Source organism: Paenibacillus wynnii (genome assembly GCF_000757885.1).
Classification (GTDB): Bacteria; Bacillota; Bacilli; order Paenibacillales; family Paenibacillaceae; genus Paenibacillus_AQ; species Paenibacillus_AQ wynnii.
In genome coordinates, this window is the sequence record NZ_JQCR01000002.1 from 2,048,664 (window position 1) to 2,072,310 (window position 23,647).

The following is a 23,647-nucleotide window of genomic DNA, read 5'->3' on the forward strand; positions in this document are numbered from 1 at the left end:
TTGACGATTTCCGAACGATTGCACATTTGACTGTGTAATCGTTCGTTTTTATTTGACTTTGAAAATAACGGCTGTTACACTGGTAATTGTGCTTTAGCGGGGTAAAACTTGCTGGCGTCCGGGGGGCTGCGTACATAAGTGTGACGTAAAAAGCCCATATTATGAAAAATAATGGTGCTTTAGCTAGCACCTACGGAGGAATGAAAATTATGTCAACGGTTGTCGTGGTGGGAACACAATGGGGAGACGAAGGCAAAGGTAAAATCACTGACTTTCTGGCAGAGAGCGCAGATGTGGTCGCCCGTTATCAAGGGGGGAACAATGCCGGTCACACGATTCTGATTGACGGTAAGAAGTATAAGCTCAGCCTGATTCCTTCAGGTGTATTTTATAAAGAGAAGACTTGTGTAATCGGTAATGGTATGGTTATCAATCCGGCTGCCCTAATCCAAGAAATCAATTATATCCATGAGAATGGATTCGATACGAAGAACCTGGTCATCAGCGACCGTGCTCATGTTATTATGCCTTATCATATGCTGCTTGATGCTCTGGAAGAGGATCGTAAAGGTCCGAACAAGATTGGTACAACACGTAAAGGTATCGGCCCTTGTTATATGGATAAAGCTGCACGTAACGGTATCCGTATTTCAGATCTGATGGATGCAGAAGAGTTCGAACTTAGACTTCGCCATCTGATGGAAGAGAAGAATCAAGTGATTACTCAGGTCTATGGTGCGGAAGCCTTGGATGTTGAAGAGATTTTGACTCAGTATCTGGAGTATGCAGAAGTGCTGCGTGATTATGTAACTGATACATCGGTCGTGCTGAATGATGCTATTGATGCAGATGCAAGAGTACTGTTTGAAGGTGCGCAAGGAGTTATGTTGGATATTGACCAAGGAACATACCCGTTCGTTACTTCATCTAACCCATCTGCCGGCGGTGTGTGTATCGGATCTGGCGTTGGCCCTTCCAAGATCAAACAGGTTATCGGAGTAGCTAAAGCCTACACTACCCGTGTGGGTGACGGTCCTTTCCCTACAGAATTGAATGATGAGATTGGTGATTACATCCGTGAGACAGGACATGAGTATGGTACTGTAACAGGACGTGCTCGCCGTGTAGGCTGGTTCGACAGTGTTGTTGTGCGCCATGCCCGCCGTGTCAGCGGTATCACTGGTCTATCCCTGAACTCTCTTGATGTACTGAGTGGATTGGAAACCGTGAAGATCTGCACAGGCTACAAATTCCGTGGAGAGATCATCACTACTTACCCGGCAAGCCTTAAAAAGCTGGCTGAATGTGAAGCGGTATACGAGGAACTGCCAGGTTGGAGCGAGGATATCACATCCGCAAAAACTTTGGAGGATCTACCGGAGAACACTCGTAAATACGTAGAACGTGTATCCGAGTTAACAGGGATTCCAATCGCTATTTTCTCCGTAGGACGTAACCGTGAACAGACAAATCAAGTAATGCCAATGTACGTATAATATTTTTTGGATGATTGAAGAGGCCCATCGGGGTCTCTTTTTTTTTATAAAATAGCATACTTACTATATTTAGAGGTTTCCCGAAGTCAGTAACGGTCAATACTAAGAAAAGTGGATAGCAACGGTATTCGCTGCTCTTATCCTATGGACAAGAACCGACGCAAGGGAGAGATGAAGATGAAGGTCCTAAAACGTGCGCTTGGGGTGCTCCTAATCACCGTATTGGCGAGCAGTCTTTCCGTATTAACGACAGGGATAGTAGTGAATGCATATATTCAGTCGGTGCTGAAAAGCTTCGATATTAAGCTGGATAGTCCGGTATCTGGAATTAGCGGAATGATTAAGAGCCTTACAGGGATGGACAACAACAGTAAAGAGACCGAGAACACAGAAGCTAATCTGGCAGGCAGCGAATCGAACTCATCAGATACAGCGGATCCTAAGGATGGAAGCGTATCAAAGACCGCCGAGGAAGATGTCCCGGCACCCGAGGATGCACTCCCCGTTATGGGGCAGGCCCAGCAGGATTCGGAGACATCGGGGAGCGGGAGTGGAGACGCACTTGATCAACAGCTGGTTATGACGCCGGAAGCTATGAATAATCTAAAGAATAATTTGCCCTCTGGAGAAAAGGTGAATATTTTTAATATTCTTATGACGAAGGTACCTCAGGAGGAAATGCAAAAAATATCTACAGCGATGGAGAATGGATTAACCGAAAATGAAGTGACAGAGATCCAGGAGGTCATCTCCAAGTATGTGGATAAAGAAGAATACGACGATCTTATGAAAATGCTTACACCCACGCCCAGCACGAATCCCTGAAAATAAAAAGAGTCATATTTTGGACACCTTGGGTGGAAAAAAATGATATAAAATGGAAAAAAACCCGCCAAAAATGCGGGTTTTTTTCCATTAACAAAGTTGAAACTTTTCGCTGAAGTATGTTAAAGTAAACAAGGATGTCAATGGGTTAAAATTTTGTAACCTTTTTGTTATCTATGACAGCACAGATTCTTATACTAATGGATACAGAATTTATTTGCACCAGACTATATATACGGGGTCGTAATACAAGCTTATTTGCTGCAACTGGCGATTAAGCAAGCTGAAAGGGAGAGTTTCATGAAGGGATTTAAGTTTACGCGCGGGATGGGGAAACTGCGGAACGGCCAAACGGCGGCGGCAGAATCCAGCGTGGAAGATCAGCAGGACAGGATGACCGCAAAGGTGGACGGGATTGCAGGAACCTTAGGATTGCGGCGGAACTGGCTTTTGGCAACAGCAGGGATCGTACTTGTCACCACCTTTTTAGTAGGCGCAGGGAAACAGTATGTGGGGGCGAATACAGAACCCTATTATCGAGTAATGGTTCAAGGGCAAGAGATTGGGACGTTGAGTGACAAGGCCGCACTGGATCAGCTATTTGCAAAAAAACAACAGGAGTATCAGGCGAAATACCCCGGTACGGATATGATCCTCCAGACGGAAGGCATTACTACTGAGGTTGATAAAGCCTACAAACCAGAGATTAACAACGAAGCTACGTTGGCGAAGCTGGATGGTATGCTGAAAGCCTATGCTGTTGGCGTACAACTGATAGTAGACGGTAAAGCAGTAGGGGTTGTAAAGGATCAGGAGACGGCCACTGCGGTATTAAATAAGGTTAAGCAGCATTACATACCTGGACAGACCGCTGAGGTCGCCGGGGCTAAACTAATGAAAACTGCATCAAGCACCAAGAATATAACAACAGCGTCACCGATATCCAAGAAGGTAGAGGGGGCCAACATTCGTGAAGATGTATCCCTTCTACCCATAAAAGCGGATCCAAACAAAATATTGGATCTGGATGAAGCCGTTAAGCTGCTGACAGAAGGCGTAGAGTCTCCTCTGCTCTATACTGTTCAAGAAGGTGATACCATTTCCGGTATTGCCAAACGCTTCGAGACCACACAGAAGGAAATATTCAACAACAATCCAACTGTGAAAGAATTGACGTTGCAAATCGGGGACCAGCTTCAGCTATCCGTACCCCAGCCTGCTATAACCGTAGTAACAGTAGAGCAGATATCAGAAAAGGTTATTATTGAGCCGGAAGTGATCGTACGTAAAAGTGACCAGTTGGCAGCCGGTAAAAGCAAGGTGGTCCGTCCAGGTCAGACTGGTGAAAAAGAAATGCAATACCGTCTTACGAAGGAGAACGGTCTGGTTGTTCAAGAGGAGTGGCTGGGTCAGACTGTCCTAAAGGCTTCGCTTCCAGAAGTAGTCTACCGGGGAACTAAAATTGTAGGTGAAGGTTCGGGTATGTTCAACTGGCCCGTATCTGGTGCTAGGATCTCAAGCAGTTTCGGTGCACGTTGGGGCCGTACCCATAAAGGTGTGGATTTAGTATCAGGCAATCGTACGATTATGGCTGCTGATGCCGGCACAGTAACTTTCGCAGGTGTTCAGAGCGGCTACGGCAACGTTGTCATTATTAATCATCGTAATGGATATGAGACTTATTACGGTCACTTGAGCAAAATCTCTGTGAGTCAGGGTCAAAAGCTGGAGCAAGGGGCAAAGATTGGTGTTATGGGCAATACCGGCCGATCAACCGGAACCCATCTTCATTTTGAAATCCGTAAGAATGGCTCGGCAGCCAATCCCATGAAATACTTGCGATAATCTACTTTTTATACCTACTACCGTCCAGATTCTATCTGGGCGGTTTCTTTCTTCTGAAGAAGGGTGTGACGCCCTGATAGGTATGGTAAAATAAAAGGAACAATGCACTAGTAAGAATAGAAAGGTGAAGCAGAGACATGCAGATGGGGACGATTTTGGTAGTGGACGATGAACAGCCTATTGCCGATATTTTAAAATTTAATTTGGAAAAAGAGGGCTACGAGGTGATCTGCGCGTTCGATGGGAATAGCGCGGTTGAGCTTGCTCTGTCCAAACGGCCCGACCTAATGCTGCTTGATCTGATGCTGCCGGGTAAGGACGGGATGGATGTATGCCGCGAGGTACGTGCTGCCCATCTGGATATTCCTATTATTATGCTTACTGCTAAGGATGGAGAAATTGATAAGGTGCTGGGACTGGAGCTCGGTGCTGATGACTATGTAACTAAGCCGTTCAGTACGCGGGAGCTGCTTGCCCGGGTAAAAGCACAGATGAGGCGGCAGCATAAGCCATCTCCTGCGGAGACTCAAAGCGAACCTGTGGAGAGTAAACAGGGAACTCAGCATTTCGACTTATTTATAGATACGGATATGTATATGGTATACAAAGACGGGGAACCTCTGGATCTGACACATCGTGAGTATGAGCTGCTCTATTATATGATTCGGCATGCGGGCAAGGTAATGACTCGTGAGCATTTGCTGCAGGCTGTATGGGGATTTGAATACTTCGGTGATGTGCGGACCGTGGATGTAACGATTCGGCGGTTGCGGGAGAAAATCGAGGAGAATCCGAGCAAGCCTGAATATATTTTTACGCGGCGCGGACTCGGCTATTTGATGCATAGTCCCAAAAGCGGAGGGCTATGATGAAACGGTTGTCCTTTTTTCGGACGATTCAGGCCAAACTTATTATCATTTACGTGCTGCTTATTCTAATTGCTATGCAGTTGATCGGGGTTTATTTTGTAAGCTCCATGAAGAACTCTTTAACGGAGAATTTCACGAAGGATTTGAAAGCCAGGGCCGAGATGCTCTCTATTCTGACGGCAGACAAGTTCAGTACGGATACAGCAAACTCAGATAATGAGAGTTCTGTAGACAGTCTGCGCGGAATGGTTAACAATTTGTACATTAACGGTGCGGAGATTCAAGTACTGGATGCCAGCGGCAAAATCATTACAACCTCAGTTCCCTCGCAGAATGACTACGTGGGGCAACGCAACACACAAACGGTAGTAAGCCGAGCCCTGCAGGGCATTAGTGATAATGAGGAATATATTATCGGTGACGATAACGTGCGGAAGAAGGTTGTGGCCAAGCCGGTAGTCTCCGGTGGCAAAATAGTTGGCGCTATATATATCGCTGCCGACATGAAGGACCTGTATGCTACGATGAGCCGAATCAATAGTGTGTTTATTACCGGGCTGTTGCTGGCACTAGCACTTACGGCCGTACTAGGGGTTATTCTGGCACATACGATTACCCAGCCTATCAAAGAGATGACCCGCCATGCCACGGCAGTTGCTGAAGGGCGGTTTAATCGCAAAATGCCGGTGTTCGGCAATGATGAAATCGGTCAGCTTAGCCAGGCGTTCAATTATATGACCGGAAGACTGCGCGAGGCGCTCTCGCAGAATGAGGAAGAGAAGGAGAAATTGGCTTCTATCCTGACGAATATGAGCGACGGTGTAGTAGCCACCGATGAACGGGGTATTGTAATTCTGATGAACCGCCGAGCTGCGCTTATGCTGGGAGAAGAAGGGCCGTTGCCGGAAGGGGCAAAGCTGGAAGTGCTGCTTGGATTAGATGCTGAGCAGGCAGGAGCTTTGTCCGGAGGCAGTGCCCAATCGTCGTTGCTGCGACTTTCTCATCAAGATCTTGAGGACCCTAATATTGTACGTGTGACTTTCACTCCGATACACCGTCGTGAAGGTGGAATAGCGGGAACCATTGCCGTACTCCAGGATGTTACCGATCAGGAGAATTTGGAGGAATCGCGCCGTGAGTTCGTTGCTAACGTTTCCCATGAGCTGCGTACACCGCTGACGACTATCAAAAGCTATGCAGAGGCGCTGGATGACGGGGCACTGGATGATCCGCAGTTGGCTGCGCGATTTGTAGGGGTTATTCGCAATGAGACGGAACGTATGATACGTCTGGTTACGGATCTGCTCCATCTGTCTCGATTGGATTCCAAGGAAGCAAGGCTGCGGATGCAGCACACGGATATTGCTGAGATGCTAGAGGATGTGGCTGACCGGTTCTCTTTTCAAATTCGTCAGAAGCGTATTGATATCAGCACGAGAGTCCGCCGCGGAATCTCCAATGCATGGCTTGACCGTGATCAAATCGATCAGGTGCTGGGCAATCTCGTCTCGAATGCGCTGAAGTACACACCGGAAGGTGGTACGATCGAGCTTGAGGCCAGCCGCAATGAGGAAGGAATGCTGGCCATTTCCGTCCGGGACTCCGGAATAGGAATCCCTAAGAAAGACATTGAACGTATATTTGAACGCTTTTACCGTGTCGATAAGGCACGTTCACGTAATATGGGCGGAACCGGTCTTGGGCTGTCCATTGCCCGGGAAATTGTGAAGGCGCACGGAGGTTCAATTTCTCTGCAATCTGAACTGGACCAAGGCTCTAAGGTAACCTTTACCCTGCCTCTGGACGAGCAAAGGAGGGGGCAAGCGTGAAGGAAAGAGTAAAATCATGGATCCTTGCCCTGTTGGTGCTTAGCAGTCTTATTGAGAGTTATTACTTGATCTATCGCCTGCCGGGCAGTGACACAGCAGTCCTCTCGAAGAATCTGTATGTGAAGACTGATAACATGGGCCCGGAAGAGAAAGTCGAAGATTTGCTTTACCCTGACAAGATGATTATTCATCTGGGGGACAGTAAGCACACCCTTTTCTACCCCAGCTCGACTTTCTATAATCTAATCCTGAATCGGCTGAAGGGGCGCGGGTTTGAAAGCTTCCAGCGGCGATCCGTGCAGGACTTTGATTGGTCCAAGCTTCGGAGCGAGAATCCCGGTATTGAGCTGAGCTACGGTGCAGGCATTCCAGTGACGCTGCTGCAAAGGGTAATGCAGCTGACACCCGATTCTTTGTTTGCCGGGGAAAGTATTGACCGGATTTGGATCTATAACCTTAAGAATGACTCTAAGGCGCATGCCCTCTTTTTTAGTACCAGAGGAGATATAGTGTATGAAGCAGCAAAAGCCGATCTTACCGTACAGGATGTGCAGCAGCATGTGGACTTCGGCAAAAATTGGACACCGTATACGACAATTAACGGGGATTACTATGTACCAGACAGTAATGTAACCATTGTGGAAGCGGAAATCCCTTCAGATATGTATACCATCGAACAAATGCAGAGAAACCTTTTCCGCGATGCGGGGAGTACTCGATATATCCGTGAAAAAGACGGCTCGGAAATATACACAGATAGCAAGCGAAGCCTTCAGGTAGATCAAGAACAAAATTGGATGAGCTATAGTGATCCTACGGCTCTGCCTGTGGGAGAAAGTACACCTGCCAAGGATGTCCTTGAAGCTGTAGATTTTGTTAACAAGCATGGCGGATGGAGCGGGAGTTATCGGCTTGCAGCTGCTAAAGAAACCTCACTGGATCAGTTGGCGGCAACTGAAGAGGGGATAGAGGAAAGGCTGATTTCTTTTCAGCAGTATTATGGTTCCTACCCTTACGGGTCCTATCCCATCATGAATAAGCCGCAGCTTCAGTACGGGGTTATAAATCTGGATCTGCAGCAAGGGACGGTTTCTTCTTATGAAAGATCTTTGATGTATGTGGATGAGTCCAAGGCTATCAAGAAAATCGTCGAGCTGTCAGGCGGAGAAGTGTTGAAGAACCAGCTGGTTCAAATCGGCAAGGCGTCAGCAGTGAAGGATTTGGCACCAGCCTATGTTCCCGGGATAAAGGGTGACAAGCTGCAGCTGCATCCGGTATGGAAGGTTACGCTCAGTGACGGGACGATACTTACACTGAATTAGGTTATTCAATATGAGGGGGTTGGGGTATGGATTGGGGAAGAGCTAAAAATGTGCTGATTTATGCTTTCTTGCTGCTGAATCTGCTGCTGTGCTATCAGCTGTGGATGGATCTGCGGGATCAGGTCAGTGCCAATCTAGACTTCACTTCCCTCTCTGAAGAAACCCAGCAAATTATGGAGCAAAAAGGGATCCGTGTGCTGTCTCCCATCCCGGCAGCCACTCCTCAACTGCCCGATATAACTTATCGTTATTCAGGCGGGGAGCAGGATCAGAAGCCTGTGCAGCTGAAGCAGCCGATAGACAGCAAGCTTATCTATTCCTCTTTCTCGGAGTTAAGCAGTCTGCTCGAGAGCGAGATTCCGGACATCGCGAGCTATGAGCTTGATTCTCAGGAAAGCGAGGTCGGAAAGTACGTTCTCCATCCGCTTGTCCAGAAGCAGTGGCCGTTGTTCAGAGTAAGTCTGGAACTGATAAACAGCAATCAGAAGATTGTAGCTTACCGAAGACCCCAGATTGAAATTGGGCCGAGCAGCAACCAAGAGGTTCAGAAGGTACTTCCGGCTTCCCAGGCGCTTAGCAGTTTAATAGAGAAGTATTTTGCACCGAATACGGTAGTGAAAGATATTGAGCTCGGTTATTACGGTGAATTGTTCAACTCCGAGAGCCAAGTGGCGGCCCCGATGTGGCGCTTCGTGCTGGAGAATGGAAAGTCGTATTATGTACATGGCATCAGTGCGGACATCATCAGTCCGAAGACAACAGAGTAGAAGGAGTAGGGGCTTTATGGGGATTTCATTTACAGTGCTGTCTAGCGGATCTACCGGCAACGTTACTGTAGTACGCAATGGCGAGACTACTCTAATGATAGATGCAGGACTTAGCGCGAAAAGAATAGATGAATTACTGAGCATGCGAGAGGTAACTGGCGAGGAAATTGACGGCATTTTGGTAACACATGAGCACTCAGACCATATTAAAGGACTGGGCGCAATGGCGCGCAAGTATGACCTTCCGATCTATGCCAACACCAATACTTGGGCGGCTATTGAAAAAGGAGTCGGGAAAATACAGGAGCATAATAAGATCATCATGGAAACCGGTCAGTACCGCGACTTTGGCAGTATGCGTGTAGAATCGTTTGCCATTTCTCATGATGCTGCGGAGCCGGTAGGTTATAATTTTTATGATGGCAAGGAGAAGCTGTGCGTAGCTACGGACTTGGGTTATGTGAGTGAAAAGGTGAAGCTGGCTATATCAGATGCAGATGTACTGGTACTAGAAGCTAATCATGATATTGAGCTGCTGCGAATGGGTAGATATCCGTGGAATACCAAACGGCGTATCCTTGGAGATATGGGGCATTTATCGAATGATGCTGCAGGAGCTGCTCTAAGTGAGATTCTTACCGGTCGTACAAAAAGGACCTATTTGGCCCATTTAAGCAGAGATCACAATATGATGGATTTGGCTAGAATGTCGGTTCGCGCTGCGATGGAGGATTTAGGCTGCTTCTTCAAAGACGGTGAATTTAAATTGTGTGATACGTATTATGACCGTCCTACGCCATGGGATAAGGTGAGCCAGTCATAAGCCCGTCTAACTCGGCGGCCTTACGTTCCAGTTCTTGACGGGAGATGAGTCCTTTCTCAATAAGCAATTCAACTAGGGCGCTGACAGTAAGCATCATGTGATAGTGTTCGTCTTTTAAATCACCCAGCTTGCCAATAAACTGGACCAGATCCATGCTTGTAGAGAATGAGTCCATAGGATATCCTCCCTTAAAATGTTTAACCATAATCTTGCCAAAATTATGCAGAAATTTTACATTGGAAAACCAACGTCCCGGCTTCAGCCTGTGATACAATCATAAAGAGAAACGAGAGTTTTAACGGTAGGCACTTCTACGCTTAAGAGTTATTTGATTTCTACTATTGTAGTCTTATAAGACATTAAATATTCCACTATATTGAAAGAATATGAGAGTTGCGGAGTGAAACCTTTTAGTACTTTGAGGAGTCTAAAAGAGTGATAGAGGGGAGAGGATTTCAAGGTGGGACTGTTTGATGATGATTTCTATTCAACCAAAGTATCTCGACGCAAAGAGCGTAAAGCATTGAAGCCATCTTCAACCCGCGGCTGGCCGGTAAGAAAACCGCGCCTGAGTCTGTCAACTCTTCAAATTTCTGCGATCAGCTCTTTGATCAGTGCAGTAGTTGCAGTGCTCTTATTCAGTTTAGTTACAGGACAACTGGGCCATGAAACCACAGCTGTACCTGCAATGATACAGAATGTTACACCGAGCAGCGGTGATCCGTATGATCGAATTATTCAGGCAGCTGCAATGGTTCGCCCGGCAGTGGTCAGCATAATTAATCACAAAGAGGATAATAAGGAACTTAATATTCTTAATGAGTCGGCACTCGGGTCCGGTGTTATCTATAAAAAAACAGATGCCAAGGCATTCATAATTACGAATAACCACGTTATTGACGGTCCGGGCAAGCTTGAAGTCGTTACGGTTGACGGTGAGACTCGACCGGCCACCCTTGTGGGCACAGATCGGGTAAGTGATATCGCGGTGCTGTCCATTGATGCTAAAGGTATCAATATGGTGGCACAAATTGGCGATTCCTCCAAGCTTCGTCTGGGAGAGACGGTCATAGCTATCGGTAATCCCTTGGGTCTGGGCGATACGCTTACGTCCGGGATTGTCAGCTATACAGAACGAAAGATTCCGGTATCCCTTAATCAGGATGGTGTATATGACTGGGAGCAAGAAGTCATTCAGACAGATGCAGCTATCAATGAAGGTAATAGCGGCGGTGCTCTAGTGGATTTGAACGGTCAGGTCATTGGTATAAATACAATGAAAATTTCAGATACAGGTGTGGAAGGATTGGGATTTGCTATTCCGGCCAACCATGTGATGAAAACGGCAAATGAGCTAGCGGAGAAAGGGCGAATTGCCCGATCCTATCTGGGTGTATATTCGGTTGATCTGAATAATCCCTATATACCGCTTGCTGAAGAACAACTGAAGAAATTGAACCTTCCTGATAGCATTAAGGATGGTGCGGTTGTACTGGATGTGGTTGGACCGGCTAAAGAGGCAGGCCTGAAATTCAATGATGTAATCACCAAGTTCAATAGCGAGCCGATTACGTCAACCCTATCTCTGCGGAAGTATTTATATGATCATACGGAGATTGGGACCCAGCTGAAGATCACCTTTTACCGTAATGGAGTCATGAAAGAAGTCTCCGTAACTCTCCAGGAAAAACCACAGGAATAAAAAAAATCAGGGCAGCATATACTGGATATAGCAGTGTTGTACAAACGGGCTGATAACCCTTACATTGGGAAGTCAGCCTTATATGGGGAAAAACGGAGAAATACGGATAGGACATCTTGCCTTTGAATCTTAGGTGTGGTAATATGATAATACTCATACAGCTGATGAATAATTTTCTTATTGAAAAGGGCTGTTATTTCAAATAAAACCCTTTTCAATGTGTTAATTTTTTCTTTGTTTGAAGATAAAAAGAACATATTAATTTAAATTTGTGGAGGTAACACACATGCAAACAGGTACAGTTAAATGGTTCAACGCAGAAAAAGGTTTCGGATTCATCGAGGTTGAAGGCGGAAGCGACGTATTCGTTCACTTCAGCGCAATTACTGGCGACGGCTTCAAAACTTTGGACGAAGGCCAACGCGTTGAATTCAACGTTGTTCAAGGCAACCGTGGACCACAAGCCGAAAACGTTGTAAAACTGTAATATAGAAGGCACCGTCCCCGCTTGTGAAAGTTGGGACGGTCTTTTTTTATTTCGTTTAGCCAACTTGTGACATAAAGGAAGGGAGGAACGGTAATGAACTACCGGAAGAAGCCTTTGGAGGAAATACCGGAAGAAAATACTGCAATATGGGCCTGTACCAGTGAGGGCTGTAATGGATGGATGAGAGATAATTTCGCATTTGAACATGCGCCTTCTTGCCGTCTCTGTGACTCCCCAATGGAACGAAGCATGAAGATGCTTCCAATATTGCTTAATTCGAATGGCGATCTCAAATCGCTGAAGAAGGGTATTTCCATTCCCTAACCAACGCCTTTATGGGCCAAGATTTTTATAGATCCAATTAAAACTCCAAGACGGTAAAACCGTCTTATTTTTTTTGCTTTTTATCGATAATTTGTGATATTTGTCACAAATTTATACTTTTTAAGCCCGAAACAGGGTGTATAATGTGATTAATATCACACTTTATTCCTTCAATTTTTGACAGAATATAAATACTGAATTGGGAAAAAGGAAGGGGAGAATTATGGATATAGTAGCGCTGTCGCGTTTGCAATTTGCATCAACGACGATTTTTCACTATTTCTTTGTGCCAGTATCGATTGGTTTAGCACTGATAATTGCAATTATGGAGACTATGTATGTAAGAAAAGGCGATGAAGAGTACAAAAGAATGGCGCAGTTCTGGGGTAAGTTGTTCCTCATCAACTTTGCGGTTGGTGTAGTTACAGGGATATTACAGGAATTCCAGTTCGGCATGAACTGGTCTGATTATTCCCGCTTTGTCGGGGACGTATTTGGTGCTCCGCTTGCTATTGAAGCGCTGTTGGCCTTCTTCTTGGAATCTACGTTTATCGGTTTGTGGATTTTTGGCTGGGATAAGGTATCCAAGAGAATTCACCTGCTGTCCATATGGATGGTAGCGATCGGAACGATGCTATCAGCCTTCTGGATTCTAGCGGCTAACTCCTTTATGCAGCACCCTGTAGGCTTCGCTATTAATAATGGCCGAGCAGAAATGAATGACTTCTTTGCCTTGATTACCAACGGGCAATTGATCGTTGAGTTCCCGCACACCGTGCTCGCTGCTTATGCAACCGGTGCATTCCTTATCACGGGAATCAGTGCATATAAACTGTTGAAGAAGCAGGATGTATCTTTTTTCAAGAAATCGTTCGAGATTGCAGCTATTGTAGGTATTATCTCTTCCATTGGTGTAGCTGTAGCAGGACATGCACAGGCTCAATACCTGGTTGAGACCCAGCCGATGAAGATGGCAGCCTCTGAAGGATTATGGGGTAAAAGTGGCGATCCGGCACCTTGGACCGTTTGGGCGAATATTGATCCCGAGAACAAAGTAAGCAGTGGCGAATTCAAAATCCCGTACTTACTCAGCTTTCTATCTTATAGTAAGTTCTCAGGTGAAGTTAAAGGAATGAATGAGCTGCAGGCTGAGTATGAGCAAAAATATGGTCCCGGGGATTACATTCCTCCGGTACGTACAACGTTCTGGAGTTTCCGCATCATGGTTGCCGCAGGTACAGCTATGATCTTCCTGGGCATGTATGCCATTTATCTGATGTGGCGTAAACAAATGGACCGTCCGAACACTTGGTTTATGCGGTTCATGTTCTGGGGCTTGCTGCTTCCTCCGATCGCAAACACTGCCGGTTGGGTAATGACAGAGTTTGGACGTCAACCTTGGACTGTATTTGGACTTATGCAGACTAAAGATAGCGTATCACCTAATATTACGACGGGTCAGGTGTTGTTCTCAGTAATTTCATTTACAGTTATTTATGCAATACTCGGAGCAATACTAGTGGGCTTATTCATTAAGGTGATCAAAAAAGGCCCTTATAACATGGATAACGATCACGATCACGGCTCTTCGCATGACCCATATAACAAGGAGGGATCCCATGCTTTCTCTTAATGAACTGTGGTTTGTGCTGATTGCAGTGCTTTTTATAGGATTTTTCTTTCTGGAGGGCTTTGATTTTGGTGTAGGGATGCAAACGCAGTTGTTGGCTAAGAATGATACAGAACGCCGGGTTCTTATTAACTCCATTGGACCTTTCTGGGATGCTAATGAAGTGTGGCTGATAACCGGTGCCGGTGCGATGTTCGCTGCTTTTCCGGACTGGTATGCTACATTGTTCAGCGGATTCTATATTCCATTTGTATTCGCTCTACTGGCATTGATTGCCCGCGGTGTGGCCTTCGAATTCAGAGGCAAACGGGATTCGCTGGCTTGGAGAAGAACTTGGGATGCCTGCATCTTCTTCGGAAGCATTGTCCCCCCGTTCCTGCTGGCTGTAGTGTTCGCAAGCTTCATTAAGGGCTTGCCAATTGATGCTGATATGCAGATGTACGCCGGATTTACGGATATTGTTAACGTGTATACAGTGGTAGCCGGAATTACAGTAGTTATGCTGTGCTTAGTACATGGACTGATGTTCACCACTCTTCGTACAGTTGGCGGCCTGCAAGTTCGGGCACGCAAGCTGGCTCAGAAGTTACTGCTTCCATTGGGCGCGCTGTTGCTTACGTTTGTAATCATGACCTATTTCATGACTGATGTATTCGAAGTTCGCGGTACTGTGCTTCTAATTGTAGTGATATTGGGTATTATTGCTTATGTGCTCGGCGGATACTTCATGACGAAGAAGAAAGACGGCTGGGCGTTTGGAATGACGGGGGCTGTAATGGCCTTATCGGTGGCTTCGATCTTTATCGGGTTGTTCCCAAGAGTGATGATCAGCTCCATTGATCAAGCCTACAATCTGACCATTACCAATGCAGCCTCGGGACAATACTCTCTGAAGGTAATGACGATTGTAGCACTTACAATGCTCCCGTTCGTTCTGGGATATCAAATTTGGAGTTACTTTATTTTTCACAAACGGATTAATGAGAAGGAGCATCTTGAATACTAATGGATAAAAATTTGCTTGGGTACAAAGGAGTTAAGCCGGTCTTTCTGATCGTGGGCTTCCTTACCCTGGTGCAAAGCTTGTCTATTCTTCTGCTGGCTAAATGGCTGGCAGAAGTCATCTCTGCGCTGTTTGCGGGAGAACCGCTGAAGGAACAATGGGGCATTGCGCTGTTGTTCCTTCTTGCATTTCTAGTGCGACATGCGTGTGCCATGCTGATGAGTCATGTCTCTTACCGCTTCGCGGAAGCGACTGGCAGCAGTATGCGGAAGGAAATGATGGATAAGCTGTTCCAGCTGGGGCCTCGAATGGTCGGTGACCGTGGAACCGGGAATCTAGTTACGCTTGTATTGGAAGGCGTCACGAAGTTCCGAACATACCTGGAGCTTATCATTCCACGGATGGTAGGCATGTCGGTTACACCAGTTCTGCTGCTTTTGTATATCTTTACGCTGGATACGACGAGCGGCATTGTCCTTACGGTAACGATGCCCATTATTATTGTTTTTATGATTTTGATCGGATTGACGGCACGTAAGCAAATGGATCGGCAGTTGAAGTCTTACCGTACCCTGTCCAATCATTTTGTGGATTCGCTGCGCGGATTAGAGACGCTGAAATTTCTGGGACGCAGCCGCAGCCACAGCGAGAGCATTGCCGCGGTAAGTGATCGTTATCGTTCGGCTACTATGCGCACATTGCGCGTAGCTTTCTTATCCTCGTTCGCACTAGACTTTTTCACGATGCTGTCGGTCGCTTCGGTAGCGGTTAGCTTGGGGCTGCGGTTGGTCAATGATCAGATGACGCTGGTTACGGGTCTCACGATTCTAATTCTCGCACCTGAATATTTCCTGCCCGTTCGATTGGTAGGTGCAGATTTCCATGCCACCTTGGACGGGAAGGAAGCCGGGGAAGCCATGAAGAGCATCATAGATAGAGATACGGTTAAGGCGGAGGTTCTAGATCGTTCTGTTTCCTCTATGGACTCGGTATTTGCATGGCATAAAGATAGTGAATTAATGCTGAATGATGTGGGTATGGATTATGAGGAAGGCGGCGTTTCTTCACTCGCAGGGATTAACCTTAAGTTTACAGGTACCCGTACAGTGGGGATCATCGGAGAGAGCGGCGCCGGCAAGTCCACGCTAGTCGATATATTGGGGGGATTCCTGCATCCAACTTCCGGAAGCATTACGGTCAATGGAACTCGTGTCAGTGCTTTGACGGATGAGGAGTGGCGGAAACAGACCTCCTATATCCCGCAAAGGCCGTATATCTTCAGTGGTACTTTGGCGGACAATGTGCGGTTCTATTATCCCGATGCCTCCATGGATGAAGTAAGCAGAGTAGTAGACGCAGCTGGACTATCAAAGCTCGTGTCCTCACTGCCGAACGGACTGGACGAAATGATAGGCGGCGGCGGTCGCTCTCTCAGTGGAGGGCAGGAGCAGCGCGTCGCCTTGGCCCGTGCCCTGCTTAGCAGCCGTCCAATTATACTGTTAGACGAGCCGACTGCCCATCTGGACATCGAGACGGAGTATGAGCTGAAGGAAACGATGCTGCCGCTGTTCGCAGGGAAGCTGGTATTCTTGGCTACGCACCGCCTGCATTGGATGATCCATATGGACATCATTATTGTGATGCATCTAGGTCAAGTGGCTGAGGTGGGTACTCACAAAGAATTGATAGCCCGCAAGGGTGTATATTATGAGCTTATTCAATCGCAATTGGAGGGAATCCATTGAAACGTGAAGGATGGTTTGCTCCGTATATATCGCCGTATTTCTGGCGCTTTGTACTTATAATCGTGCTTGGAGCGCTGACAGTTTTCTCAGCATCGTCCCTGATGTATACGTCAGGATTTCTGATCTCGAAAGCGTCCACGCCTATTGAAAATATTTTAATGATCTATGTGCCGATAGTGGGGGTACGAACCTTTGGAACCAGCCGGGCAGTAATTCACTATGTGGAACGTCTGGTAGGGCATGATACAATCCTGCGGATTCTCTCCAAAATGCGTATTCGTCTCTATAATATTCTGGAGCCGCAGGCGCTGTTTCTGTCCTCGCGTTTCCGTACGGGTGACATTCTCGGCATGCTGGCTGACGACATTGAGTATTTGCAAAATGTATATCTGCGTACGGTATTTCCTAGTGTAATCGCTTTGTTGCTGTATGCGGCTGTGGTCATTTCATTGGGAACGTTCGATATTGCCTTTGCGCTGCTGATGGCGTTGTATATTCTTGTATTGGTTGTGGTGCTTCCGCTCATTTCGCTGCTGTTCACGCAAAAGCGTCAGCGGGAAGTCAAGCAGGAGCGCAATAGTCTCTATCAAAAGCTGACGGATGCTGTACTAGGCATGGGTGATTGGGTGATTAGCGGACGGCAAGCTCAGTTCGTGGATACCTATGAAGCGGATGAGAAAAGAGTTGCCCGTACCGACGCTGCCCTGCGGGGGTGGGCTAGACTTCGTATGTTCATTGGACAGGCGATTGTGGGTGTTGGCGTTGTATCCCTGCTGTTCTGGGCGGCGGGACAATACGCTAGCGGTGCGATTGTGGGCACCCTAATTGCTGCCTTTGTATTGGTGGTATTCCCGGTAGCAGATGCATTTCTGCCGGTATCCGAAGCGGTAGAGAAGATTCCGCAATACCGCAACTCCCTGGAGCGTTTGGCCGGAGTAGAAGCCGATGAGGAGCATGCAATGGCTGCTGGGTTGACGCTGGACAATGCGACTGCGGCGGCAATGGATGTACAATCTGTTCATATTCAGCTGAAAAATGCCGGATACCGCTATGGAGCGAGTGAAAGTGAAGAATGGTCGATACGCGATTTGAATCTCGACATTCCACAAGGTAAAAAGATTGCTATTATCGGCCGTAGTGGAGCTGGTAAATCAACACTGCTGAAGGTCATTCAAGGCGTGATTAAGCCTTCCATGGGGTCGACTGTGATTAACGGGATGGATGCAGCGGCGTATGGGGAAAGAATTCCTTCGATTATTTCGGTGCTGAACCAAAGTCCGCATCTGTTCGATACTACGGTAGCTAATAATATCCGTTTGGGAGATCCAGACGCGTCAGACGAGGCCATTAAGAAAGCTGGAGCACTTGCGAAACTGGATACACTCATCTCTTCACTGCCAGAGGGCTATAATACACCTGTGCGTGAAGCGGGGCAACGGTTTTCCGGTGGGGAAAGACAACGGATCGCACTCGCGCGTATTTTGCTGCAGAATACACCGGTTGTTGTACTCGATGAGCCAACCGTTGGATTAGATCCGCGGACGGAGCGTGAGCTGCTGGCTACGATTTTTGAGGCGATGGCTGAAAAAACGTTAGTCTGGGTGACGCATCATCTGGTGGGTGCGGAGCAAATGGACGAAGTCATTTTCATGGAGAATGGTTCTGTGGAAATGCGCGGCACGCATGCGGAGCTGATGGAACGGGAGCCGAGATATCGCCGATTGTATGAGCTGGATCGACCGGTGGAGTTTCTGAGTGTATAGATGACAATAAGATTCCTTCTAACTCCTGAGCGGGGTGAGGGAATCTTTTTTTTGTAAGGAGAAATAAATTGAAAAAACAAAAAGATCATGGTAGGGTTTATTTATTATGGGAATTATTAACTTTCCGTATTATAAGCTAGGGGGATGTTTACCAATGAATCTAACCTGGAATTTGGACAGCCTATATACTTCATTTTATTCAGAGGGATGGAAAGCGGATCGTGAACGACTCAAGCATCATATACATGCTTTAAACGAATGGGCAGATCTAAGTCTTAACGATAGGAGTCAGCCTTCTACTCTCATAGAGGAGTTTCTAAAGCGGTATAATGGATTCAAAAGCGTATACGCTTGTTTGTCTTGTTACTTGGAACTAATCCTAAGTGCGGATAGCAGAAATACGGAAGCAATGGATATGTTGGATGATATTGAGTGTGAAGGTGCAGATATAGTGAATGTTTGTGTAATCTTCAACAAATGGCTTAATTCCATAGATGGCTTGGATGAAGTTATAGACCGTTCGCCCTATCTTATGGAGCACCGGTTTTATTTGAATGAGCTTCTGAGGCAATCCAAATATGTATTGAGTGAAGAGGTAGAGGTGGTTATTGCAAGGCTGCAAAGCACAGGGTCCAAAGCATGGCAAAGGTTGTATATGAATAGTGTCTCCAATGTACTTGTGGATGTTGAGGTTGAAGGGGAATCCCGTCGATTGTCACTCTCCGAACTGCGGAATATGGCCTACGACACAAACTCTACGTTGAGAAAAGCAGCATATCATGGGGAATGGGAAGCCTATAGGGACATAGCAGAGGTAAGCGCGGCCTGTATAAATGGAATCAGCGGTGAGGCCCTTACGATTTATGGGATGAGAGGGTATGAGTCTCCTTTAGCAAAGGTTCTTGCCTCCTCGAGAATGGACCGTGAAACCTTAGAGGTCATGTTATCCGCTATAAAAGAGAGCCTGCCTGCATTTCATACCTATTATTTGAAGAAAGCTCAAAGGTTAGGGCATACCGCGAGCCTTCCCTTTTATGATATTTTCGCCCCAATAAATGAAGGTATTAAAGTCCTAACATATGCAGAGGCTAGGGATTGTATTGTCGACAGCTTCCGAACCTTTAGTGATGAGCTTGCCGATTTTGCCCAGAAGGTCTTTGATAATCACTGGATTGATGCCGAGCCGAGAGCGGGAAAAGGAAATTACGGCATGTGTGTCGACATTTTCCCCATACAAGAAAGCCGTATCATGACCACCTTTACCGGGAGTTACACGGATGTAGGGGTACTCGCTCATGAAATTGGACACGCTTACCATAGTTCCTGCCTTTCCGGCGAAAAGATGATAAACACGGATTACCCTACTCCTATTGCCGAGACCGCTTCGATCTTCTGTGAAACCATAATCAATCATGAGTTACTTAAGCTCGCACCCACGGAAGACGGTATTTCCCTCCTGGAGCGAAGTATTTCGGATGCGGGTTATTATGTTGTTGATTTTTATGGAAGGTATTTATTCGAGAATCAGTTATACGAAAAAAGACAGCACGGCACCTTGTCTGTGGAGGAGCTGAACGAGCTAATGCTTGCTTGTATGCAGGAAGCTTACGGGCAGAGTATTGACCCTGCAACAATCCATCCTTATATGTGGATTAATAAAGTGGGATATTATATGGCGGGCAACGAGTTTTTGAATTTCCCCTATTCGTTCGGGTTATTGTTCTCCAAAGGTCTTTATGCGCAATATAAAAAACAGGGAAGAGATTTCGTTGCCCGATACCATTCGTTCTTAAGCGCTACGAGCAAAAATAATATTGTTGATGCTGCACAACTCATGGAGATTGATGTTCACTCTCTGCAATTTTGGAGAGATGCTTTAGCGCTTATTGCGGAAGAGATCGAAGATTTCGTTAACAGAGCTTAAAGTTTGCGATCCGGACGTAAAGAGAGTTCCCTTTTCCCTAGAATTATGGTAGAACAGTAGTAGTAGTATTACACCGTAGCGGCACAGAAAGGGATGCTTGGTTGATGTATGTAGTGTGTAAGGAACATGTGGAATTAGCTATTGATATGTTTGTGGATGAGTATGAGGATGCACCTGACATTGTGGATTTGAAGGATACGGAATTCTCGGATTGGGATCCGCCGGCAAAATGTGCAGAATGCGATAATAATGCGGAGTATTTGGTGGTCTAAGGATTGAAATTAGGCAGACGAAGATGATCTAACATATAGAAAAATGTAGGATGAAGGGCGTGAATCACGTCCTTTTTTTAATTATAAGAAAGTGTAAGTTTTCAGTATACTTTGCTTTCCCTATTGGTTGATGGAGACAGACCTTGAAATTTGATTAATTTTGTAGGATGAAAAGCGATGCTCCGAATCATGACTCGGAGCATCGCTTTTTTTCGTTGAATTCCCGCATTCCAGCGACTAAACTAAAGAAACTCCTTGGATTGGGTAATAACTATAAAGAACGCATTCATTTGGATCTATAGATGAAATTCACCGGGAGGTATTTATATGACACAAACAATATATCTGCACATTTGGAGACACCGGATCAACTGCGGGCAGCACTTGCCGAAGTAGCAAGGTGGGAGAAGTCACAGAACCAGTTAATGATATGGGATCGCGTTATGCGCCTCCCGTTCAAGCTGCTGGATAAGATTACACCCAAGGTCATTAGCGATAAAATAGGTCTGGTATTGGACGAGCTGGGCAACTATATCCAGAACGGCGGGAATTACTTGGTCGCTGGTCGCAAGGTAGGCAAGATAATGGCTGCTCAAAGTGTAGCCGCTGGCGGTCTGGAGACGGGGCCATACCCTCTGTCTGTTATGAATGCCGCTTCCCTGCAGTTATCTAAAAGTCGCCGCAATTTCGCTACTGCTCAAGGAGCAACTACCGGATTTGGCGGTCTGTTCACACTTGCTGCTGATATTCCAGCCTCCCTGGGGTTATCCCTAAAGGTTATTCAGGAGATCGGCCTGTGTTATGGTTATGATCCTACCGAGAAGACGGAGCGAATATTTACGGTGAAGGTTATGCAGTTTGCTCTATCGGACATTGTAGGCAAAAAGACTATCCTTGATGAGTTAAATTTGCAGACAGGTGGAGACGGTGATATTACGGCCGGTACGAATGCAGCCATCTCCAAAATTCAAGGCTGGAGAGAGGTGATCACCGTCTACCGCGACAACTGGGGCTTGAAGAAAATGCTGCAGGCCATTCCGGTAGCGGGGATGTTTTTCGGTGCTTACACCAATCGGAAAACGCTGGAGGAAGTAGCGGAAGCCGCACGTATGCTGTATCGTAAGAGAAGGATTTTGGATAGGCTGGCGAGTAGCGAAGAGTTCGCGAAGTGAAAGAAAATAACTATCTTTATAAGGGAATCAGGTGGAGGGTTTTATGCTTATTCAAATTATCGGCGTAGGCAAATTGAAGGAAAAGTATTTGATGGACGGCATCGCGGAGTATGCCAAGAGGCTTACGCCATACCTCAAGTTCCAAGTGATTGAGGTGGCGGATGAAAAAGCACCCGACTCTCTAAGCGAAGCTGAGGTCGGGATGGTAAAAGCGCGCGAGGGCGAACGTATCCTCGCGCACATTAAGAGCGAGGCGCATGTTATTGCGCTCGCGATCGACGGCAAGCTCTGGAGCTCGGAAGAGCTTGCCGGAGAGATCGACAGGCTCGGCACCTACGGGACGAGCCATGTCGTCTTCGTCATCGGAGGGAGCCACGGCCTCTCCGATGACGTCATGCGCCGCGCGCAGCAGCGCATGAGCTTCGGGCGCATGACGCTGCCTCATCAGCTCATGCGGCTGGTGCTGGTGGAGCAGGTCTACCGGGCCACTACAATAAATAAAGGGCTTAAGTACCATAAATAATTCTAGTTGGGGGCGGATTGGGGACGGAATTTTTCGAGCCTGTCTGAGGCTTCATCGGCTAATTTCTTCGTAACGTGGGAATAAGTGTTGGCCGTTGTCTGGTAATCAGCGTGGCCGTGACGCTCTTGGATTACCTTAAGGCTGATTCCTTCTTCAAGTAGTAGAGTAGCAGAGGTGTGCCGGAGATCGTGTAAACGGATATGCGGTAACTCATGTTTAGTGGTAAACTCTTTCCATCGATGAGATGGCACAACTCTATAGAATGGCTTGCCTATCCCGTTATGGAATACATACTGAAAATCACCGCCTTGCCATATCTCTTTGTTTTTATCTTTGCGGATATCCCATTCTGTTTTAAAAATAGCTAGGTCGTCCATAAACCATTGTGGCATTTTAACAATTCTAGTTGAGTCATCGGATTTAGGGTCTTTTATAATTTGTCCTGCGGCAAGGGATTTGCTAATACTGATTAATCGTGACTCGAAGTTGATATCATCCCACTCTAAAGCCAACATTTCTCCTCTTCTAAACCCCCCGATCATGCAAGCAGTAAAGAACATCCTCCAGTTGTTTGGCTCACTCTGCAGAGCGGTTAACGCGGCGGCAGCCTGGTCTGCGTCATAATATTTCTTTGAACGGGTATCCCCTTTTGGACGATCTACTCCGTCCATTGGATTAACCTTTATAATTTTCCATTGCTTCGCTTTTCCGAATATGCTTCTCAAAATCGAGTGATTGCATCGTTGTAGGCTAACCGAGTATGCCGAAAGTGACTCAATAAAATCTACACAGTGCATGGTTCTAATATCTTGAATCTGTCGGTGGCCAAAGAAAGGGATGATGTGTTTATTCAAATGTCCTTTATAGGTCGCAATCGTATTCGGCGACAGCTTCATTAGGTATTTTTCGTATTTCTGCTCAACAAATTCACTAAATGTGAATCTCCCTGGTTGAATATATTCACCGGACTCCACTTCTACTTTGAAGGCGGCCAACTCACTATCCAGGTGATCCTTGAGCTTTTTCGTGGTCTTCAGCAAGGCAGTATCTTCTACGGTGACCGTCTTCCTGCGTCGGTCCCTTGTGCCATCAGGCAATTCACCCACATCAATAGTAAGCCGCCAGGAACGTTCTCCTCTCTTCTCTATACTACCTTTCAATTACAGCACCCCCTTGTTCTTCTTAAGTTGCCGTTTCAATTTTAGAATTTCTTTGAATTCATCGATATCCCGGAGTTCATCTTCTGTCCAACCATCCTCCTCGTGATGGGGCACAATAGTTTCATTTCCATCGCTTAATTGCTCATAACTATTTTGTGCAGTTTCT

General features: G+C 46.5%; 21 protein-coding genes. 19 read left to right on the top strand and 2 right to left on the bottom strand.

Features of this window, described 5'->3' with window-relative positions; all coding sequences use genetic code 11:
* Positions 1 to 209 precede the first annotated feature (209 nt).
* The 8 genes from PWYN_RS11775 to PWYN_RS11810 all read left to right on the top strand — a co-directional run bounded on the left by PWYN_RS11775 (position 210) and on the right by PWYN_RS11810 (position 9,776).
* Positions 210 to 1,496 carry an adenylosuccinate synthase gene (locus tag PWYN_RS11775; protein WP_036651790.1) on the top strand — a complete coding sequence of 429 codons (1,287 nt, stop codon included), beginning with the start codon at positions 210 to 212 and terminating at the stop codon, positions 1,494 to 1,496.
* Positions 1,497 to 1,673: 177 nt separating this feature from the next.
* Positions 1,674 to 2,321: a hypothetical protein gene (locus tag PWYN_RS11780; protein WP_036651792.1), complete on the top strand. Its 648-nt coding sequence runs from the start codon at positions 1,674 to 1,676 to the stop codon at positions 2,319 to 2,321.
* Positions 2,322 to 2,621: 300 nt separating this feature from the next.
* Complete coding sequence (locus PWYN_RS11785; RefSeq protein ID WP_036651794.1) at positions 2,622 to 4,166, top strand: M23 family metallopeptidase; 1,545 nt, start codon at positions 2,622 to 2,624, stop codon at positions 4,164 to 4,166.
* 137 nt (positions 4,167 to 4,303) lie between these two features.
* The gene (gene yycF / locus PWYN_RS11790) at positions 4,304 to 5,035 is read left to right on the top strand and encodes a response regulator YycF (RefSeq protein ID WP_036651797.1); all 732 of its coding nucleotides are present in this window, start codon (positions 4,304 to 4,306) and stop codon (positions 5,033 to 5,035) included.
* Positions 5,035 to 6,864 (top strand): cell wall metabolism sensor histidine kinase WalK, encoded by a 1,830-nt coding sequence (gene walK / locus PWYN_RS11795; RefSeq protein WP_036651799.1) that lies wholly within the window; start codon positions 5,035 to 5,037, stop codon positions 6,862 to 6,864. The genes yycF and walK overlap by 1 nt, the downstream gene beginning before the upstream one ends.
* Positions 6,861 to 8,186 (top strand): YycH family regulatory protein, encoded by a 1,326-nt coding sequence (locus PWYN_RS11800; RefSeq protein WP_036651803.1) that lies wholly within the window; start codon positions 6,861 to 6,863, stop codon positions 8,184 to 8,186. The genes walK and PWYN_RS11800 overlap by 4 nt, the downstream gene beginning before the upstream one ends.
* 26 nt (positions 8,187 to 8,212) lie before the next feature.
* On the top strand, positions 8,213 to 8,953 hold the full coding sequence (gene yycI / locus PWYN_RS11805) for a two-component system regulatory protein YycI (RefSeq protein ID WP_036651806.1): 741 nt from the start codon (positions 8,213 to 8,215) through the stop codon (positions 8,951 to 8,953).
* Between the two features lie 16 nt (positions 8,954 to 8,969).
* Complete coding sequence (locus tag PWYN_RS11810) at positions 8,970 to 9,776, top strand: MBL fold metallo-hydrolase (RefSeq protein WP_036651809.1); 807 nt, start codon at positions 8,970 to 8,972, stop codon at positions 9,774 to 9,776.
* Here the strand turns inward: PWYN_RS11810 and PWYN_RS11815 are convergent.
* Positions 9,745 to 9,951, bottom strand: coding sequence for a hypothetical protein (locus PWYN_RS11815; protein WP_036651812.1), 207 nt, complete (start codon positions 9,949 to 9,951; stop codon positions 9,745 to 9,747). The two genes, PWYN_RS11810 and PWYN_RS11815, sit on opposite strands and share 32 nt — an antisense overlap.
* Before the next feature lie 285 nt (positions 9,952 to 10,236).
* Here PWYN_RS11815 and PWYN_RS11820 point away from each other — a divergent pair, with 285 nt between their 5' ends.
* The 11 genes from PWYN_RS11820 (at position 10,237) to rlmH (ending at position 22,321) form a co-directional block, all read left to right on the top strand.
* Positions 10,237 to 11,478 (top strand): S1C family serine protease, encoded by a 1,242-nt coding sequence (locus tag PWYN_RS11820; RefSeq protein WP_036651814.1) that lies wholly within the window; start codon positions 10,237 to 10,239, stop codon positions 11,476 to 11,478.
* Between the two features lie 286 nt (positions 11,479 to 11,764).
* Complete coding sequence (locus tag PWYN_RS11825; RefSeq protein ID WP_019914582.1) at positions 11,765 to 11,965, top strand: cold-shock protein; 201 nt, start codon at positions 11,765 to 11,767, stop codon at positions 11,963 to 11,965.
* A gap of 93 nt (positions 11,966 to 12,058) precedes the next feature.
* Positions 12,059 to 12,289, top strand: coding sequence for a cold-shock protein (locus tag PWYN_RS11830; RefSeq protein ID WP_036651818.1), 231 nt, complete (start codon positions 12,059 to 12,061; stop codon positions 12,287 to 12,289).
* A gap of 223 nt (positions 12,290 to 12,512) precedes the next feature.
* Positions 12,513 to 13,922 carry a cytochrome ubiquinol oxidase subunit I gene (locus PWYN_RS11835; RefSeq protein WP_036651821.1) on the top strand — a complete coding sequence of 470 codons (1,410 nt, stop codon included), beginning with the start codon at positions 12,513 to 12,515 and terminating at the stop codon, positions 13,920 to 13,922.
* Positions 13,909 to 14,925 carry a cytochrome d ubiquinol oxidase subunit II gene (gene cydB, locus PWYN_RS11840; protein ID WP_036651823.1) on the top strand — a complete coding sequence of 339 codons (1,017 nt, stop codon included), beginning with the start codon at positions 13,909 to 13,911 and terminating at the stop codon, positions 14,923 to 14,925. The genes PWYN_RS11835 and cydB overlap by 14 nt, the downstream gene beginning before the upstream one ends.
* Positions 14,925 to 16,667, top strand: a complete 1,743-nt coding sequence (gene cydD / locus PWYN_RS11845) for a thiol reductant ABC exporter subunit CydD (protein WP_036651827.1) — start codon at positions 14,925 to 14,927, stop codon at positions 16,665 to 16,667. Before cydB ends, cydD begins: the two co-directional genes overlap by 1 nt.
* Positions 16,664 to 18,430, top strand: coding sequence for a thiol reductant ABC exporter subunit CydC (gene cydC / locus PWYN_RS11850; RefSeq protein WP_036651829.1), 1,767 nt, complete (start codon positions 16,664 to 16,666; stop codon positions 18,428 to 18,430). Before cydD ends, cydC begins: the two co-directional genes overlap by 4 nt.
* A gap of 154 nt (positions 18,431 to 18,584) precedes the next feature.
* Positions 18,585 to 20,354 carry a M3 family oligoendopeptidase gene (locus PWYN_RS11855; protein WP_036651831.1) on the top strand — a complete coding sequence of 590 codons (1,770 nt, stop codon included), beginning with the start codon at positions 18,585 to 18,587 and terminating at the stop codon, positions 20,352 to 20,354.
* Between the two features lie 104 nt (positions 20,355 to 20,458).
* Positions 20,459 to 20,626, top strand: coding sequence for a CxxH/CxxC protein (locus PWYN_RS28685; protein ID WP_084146687.1), 168 nt, complete (start codon positions 20,459 to 20,461; stop codon positions 20,624 to 20,626).
* 302 nt (positions 20,627 to 20,928) lie between these two features.
* Positions 20,929 to 21,798: an EcsC family protein gene (locus PWYN_RS11860; RefSeq protein WP_052087898.1), complete on the top strand. Its 870-nt coding sequence runs from the start codon at positions 20,929 to 20,931 to the stop codon at positions 21,796 to 21,798.
* A gap of 43 nt (positions 21,799 to 21,841) precedes the next feature.
* On the top strand, positions 21,842 to 22,321 hold the full coding sequence (gene rlmH, locus PWYN_RS11865) for a 23S rRNA (pseudouridine(1915)-N(3))-methyltransferase RlmH (protein ID WP_036651832.1): 480 nt from the start codon (positions 21,842 to 21,844) through the stop codon (positions 22,319 to 22,321).
* Positions 22,322 to 22,323: 2 nt separating this feature from the next.
* On the opposite strand, the gene PWYN_RS11870 is transcribed toward rlmH, so the two are convergent.
* Positions 22,324 to 23,481 carry a tyrosine-type recombinase/integrase gene (locus tag PWYN_RS11870; RefSeq protein ID WP_036651834.1) on the bottom strand — a complete coding sequence of 386 codons (1,158 nt, stop codon included), beginning with the start codon at positions 23,479 to 23,481 and terminating at the stop codon, positions 22,324 to 22,326.
* Positions 23,482 to 23,647: the final 166 nt, after the last annotated feature.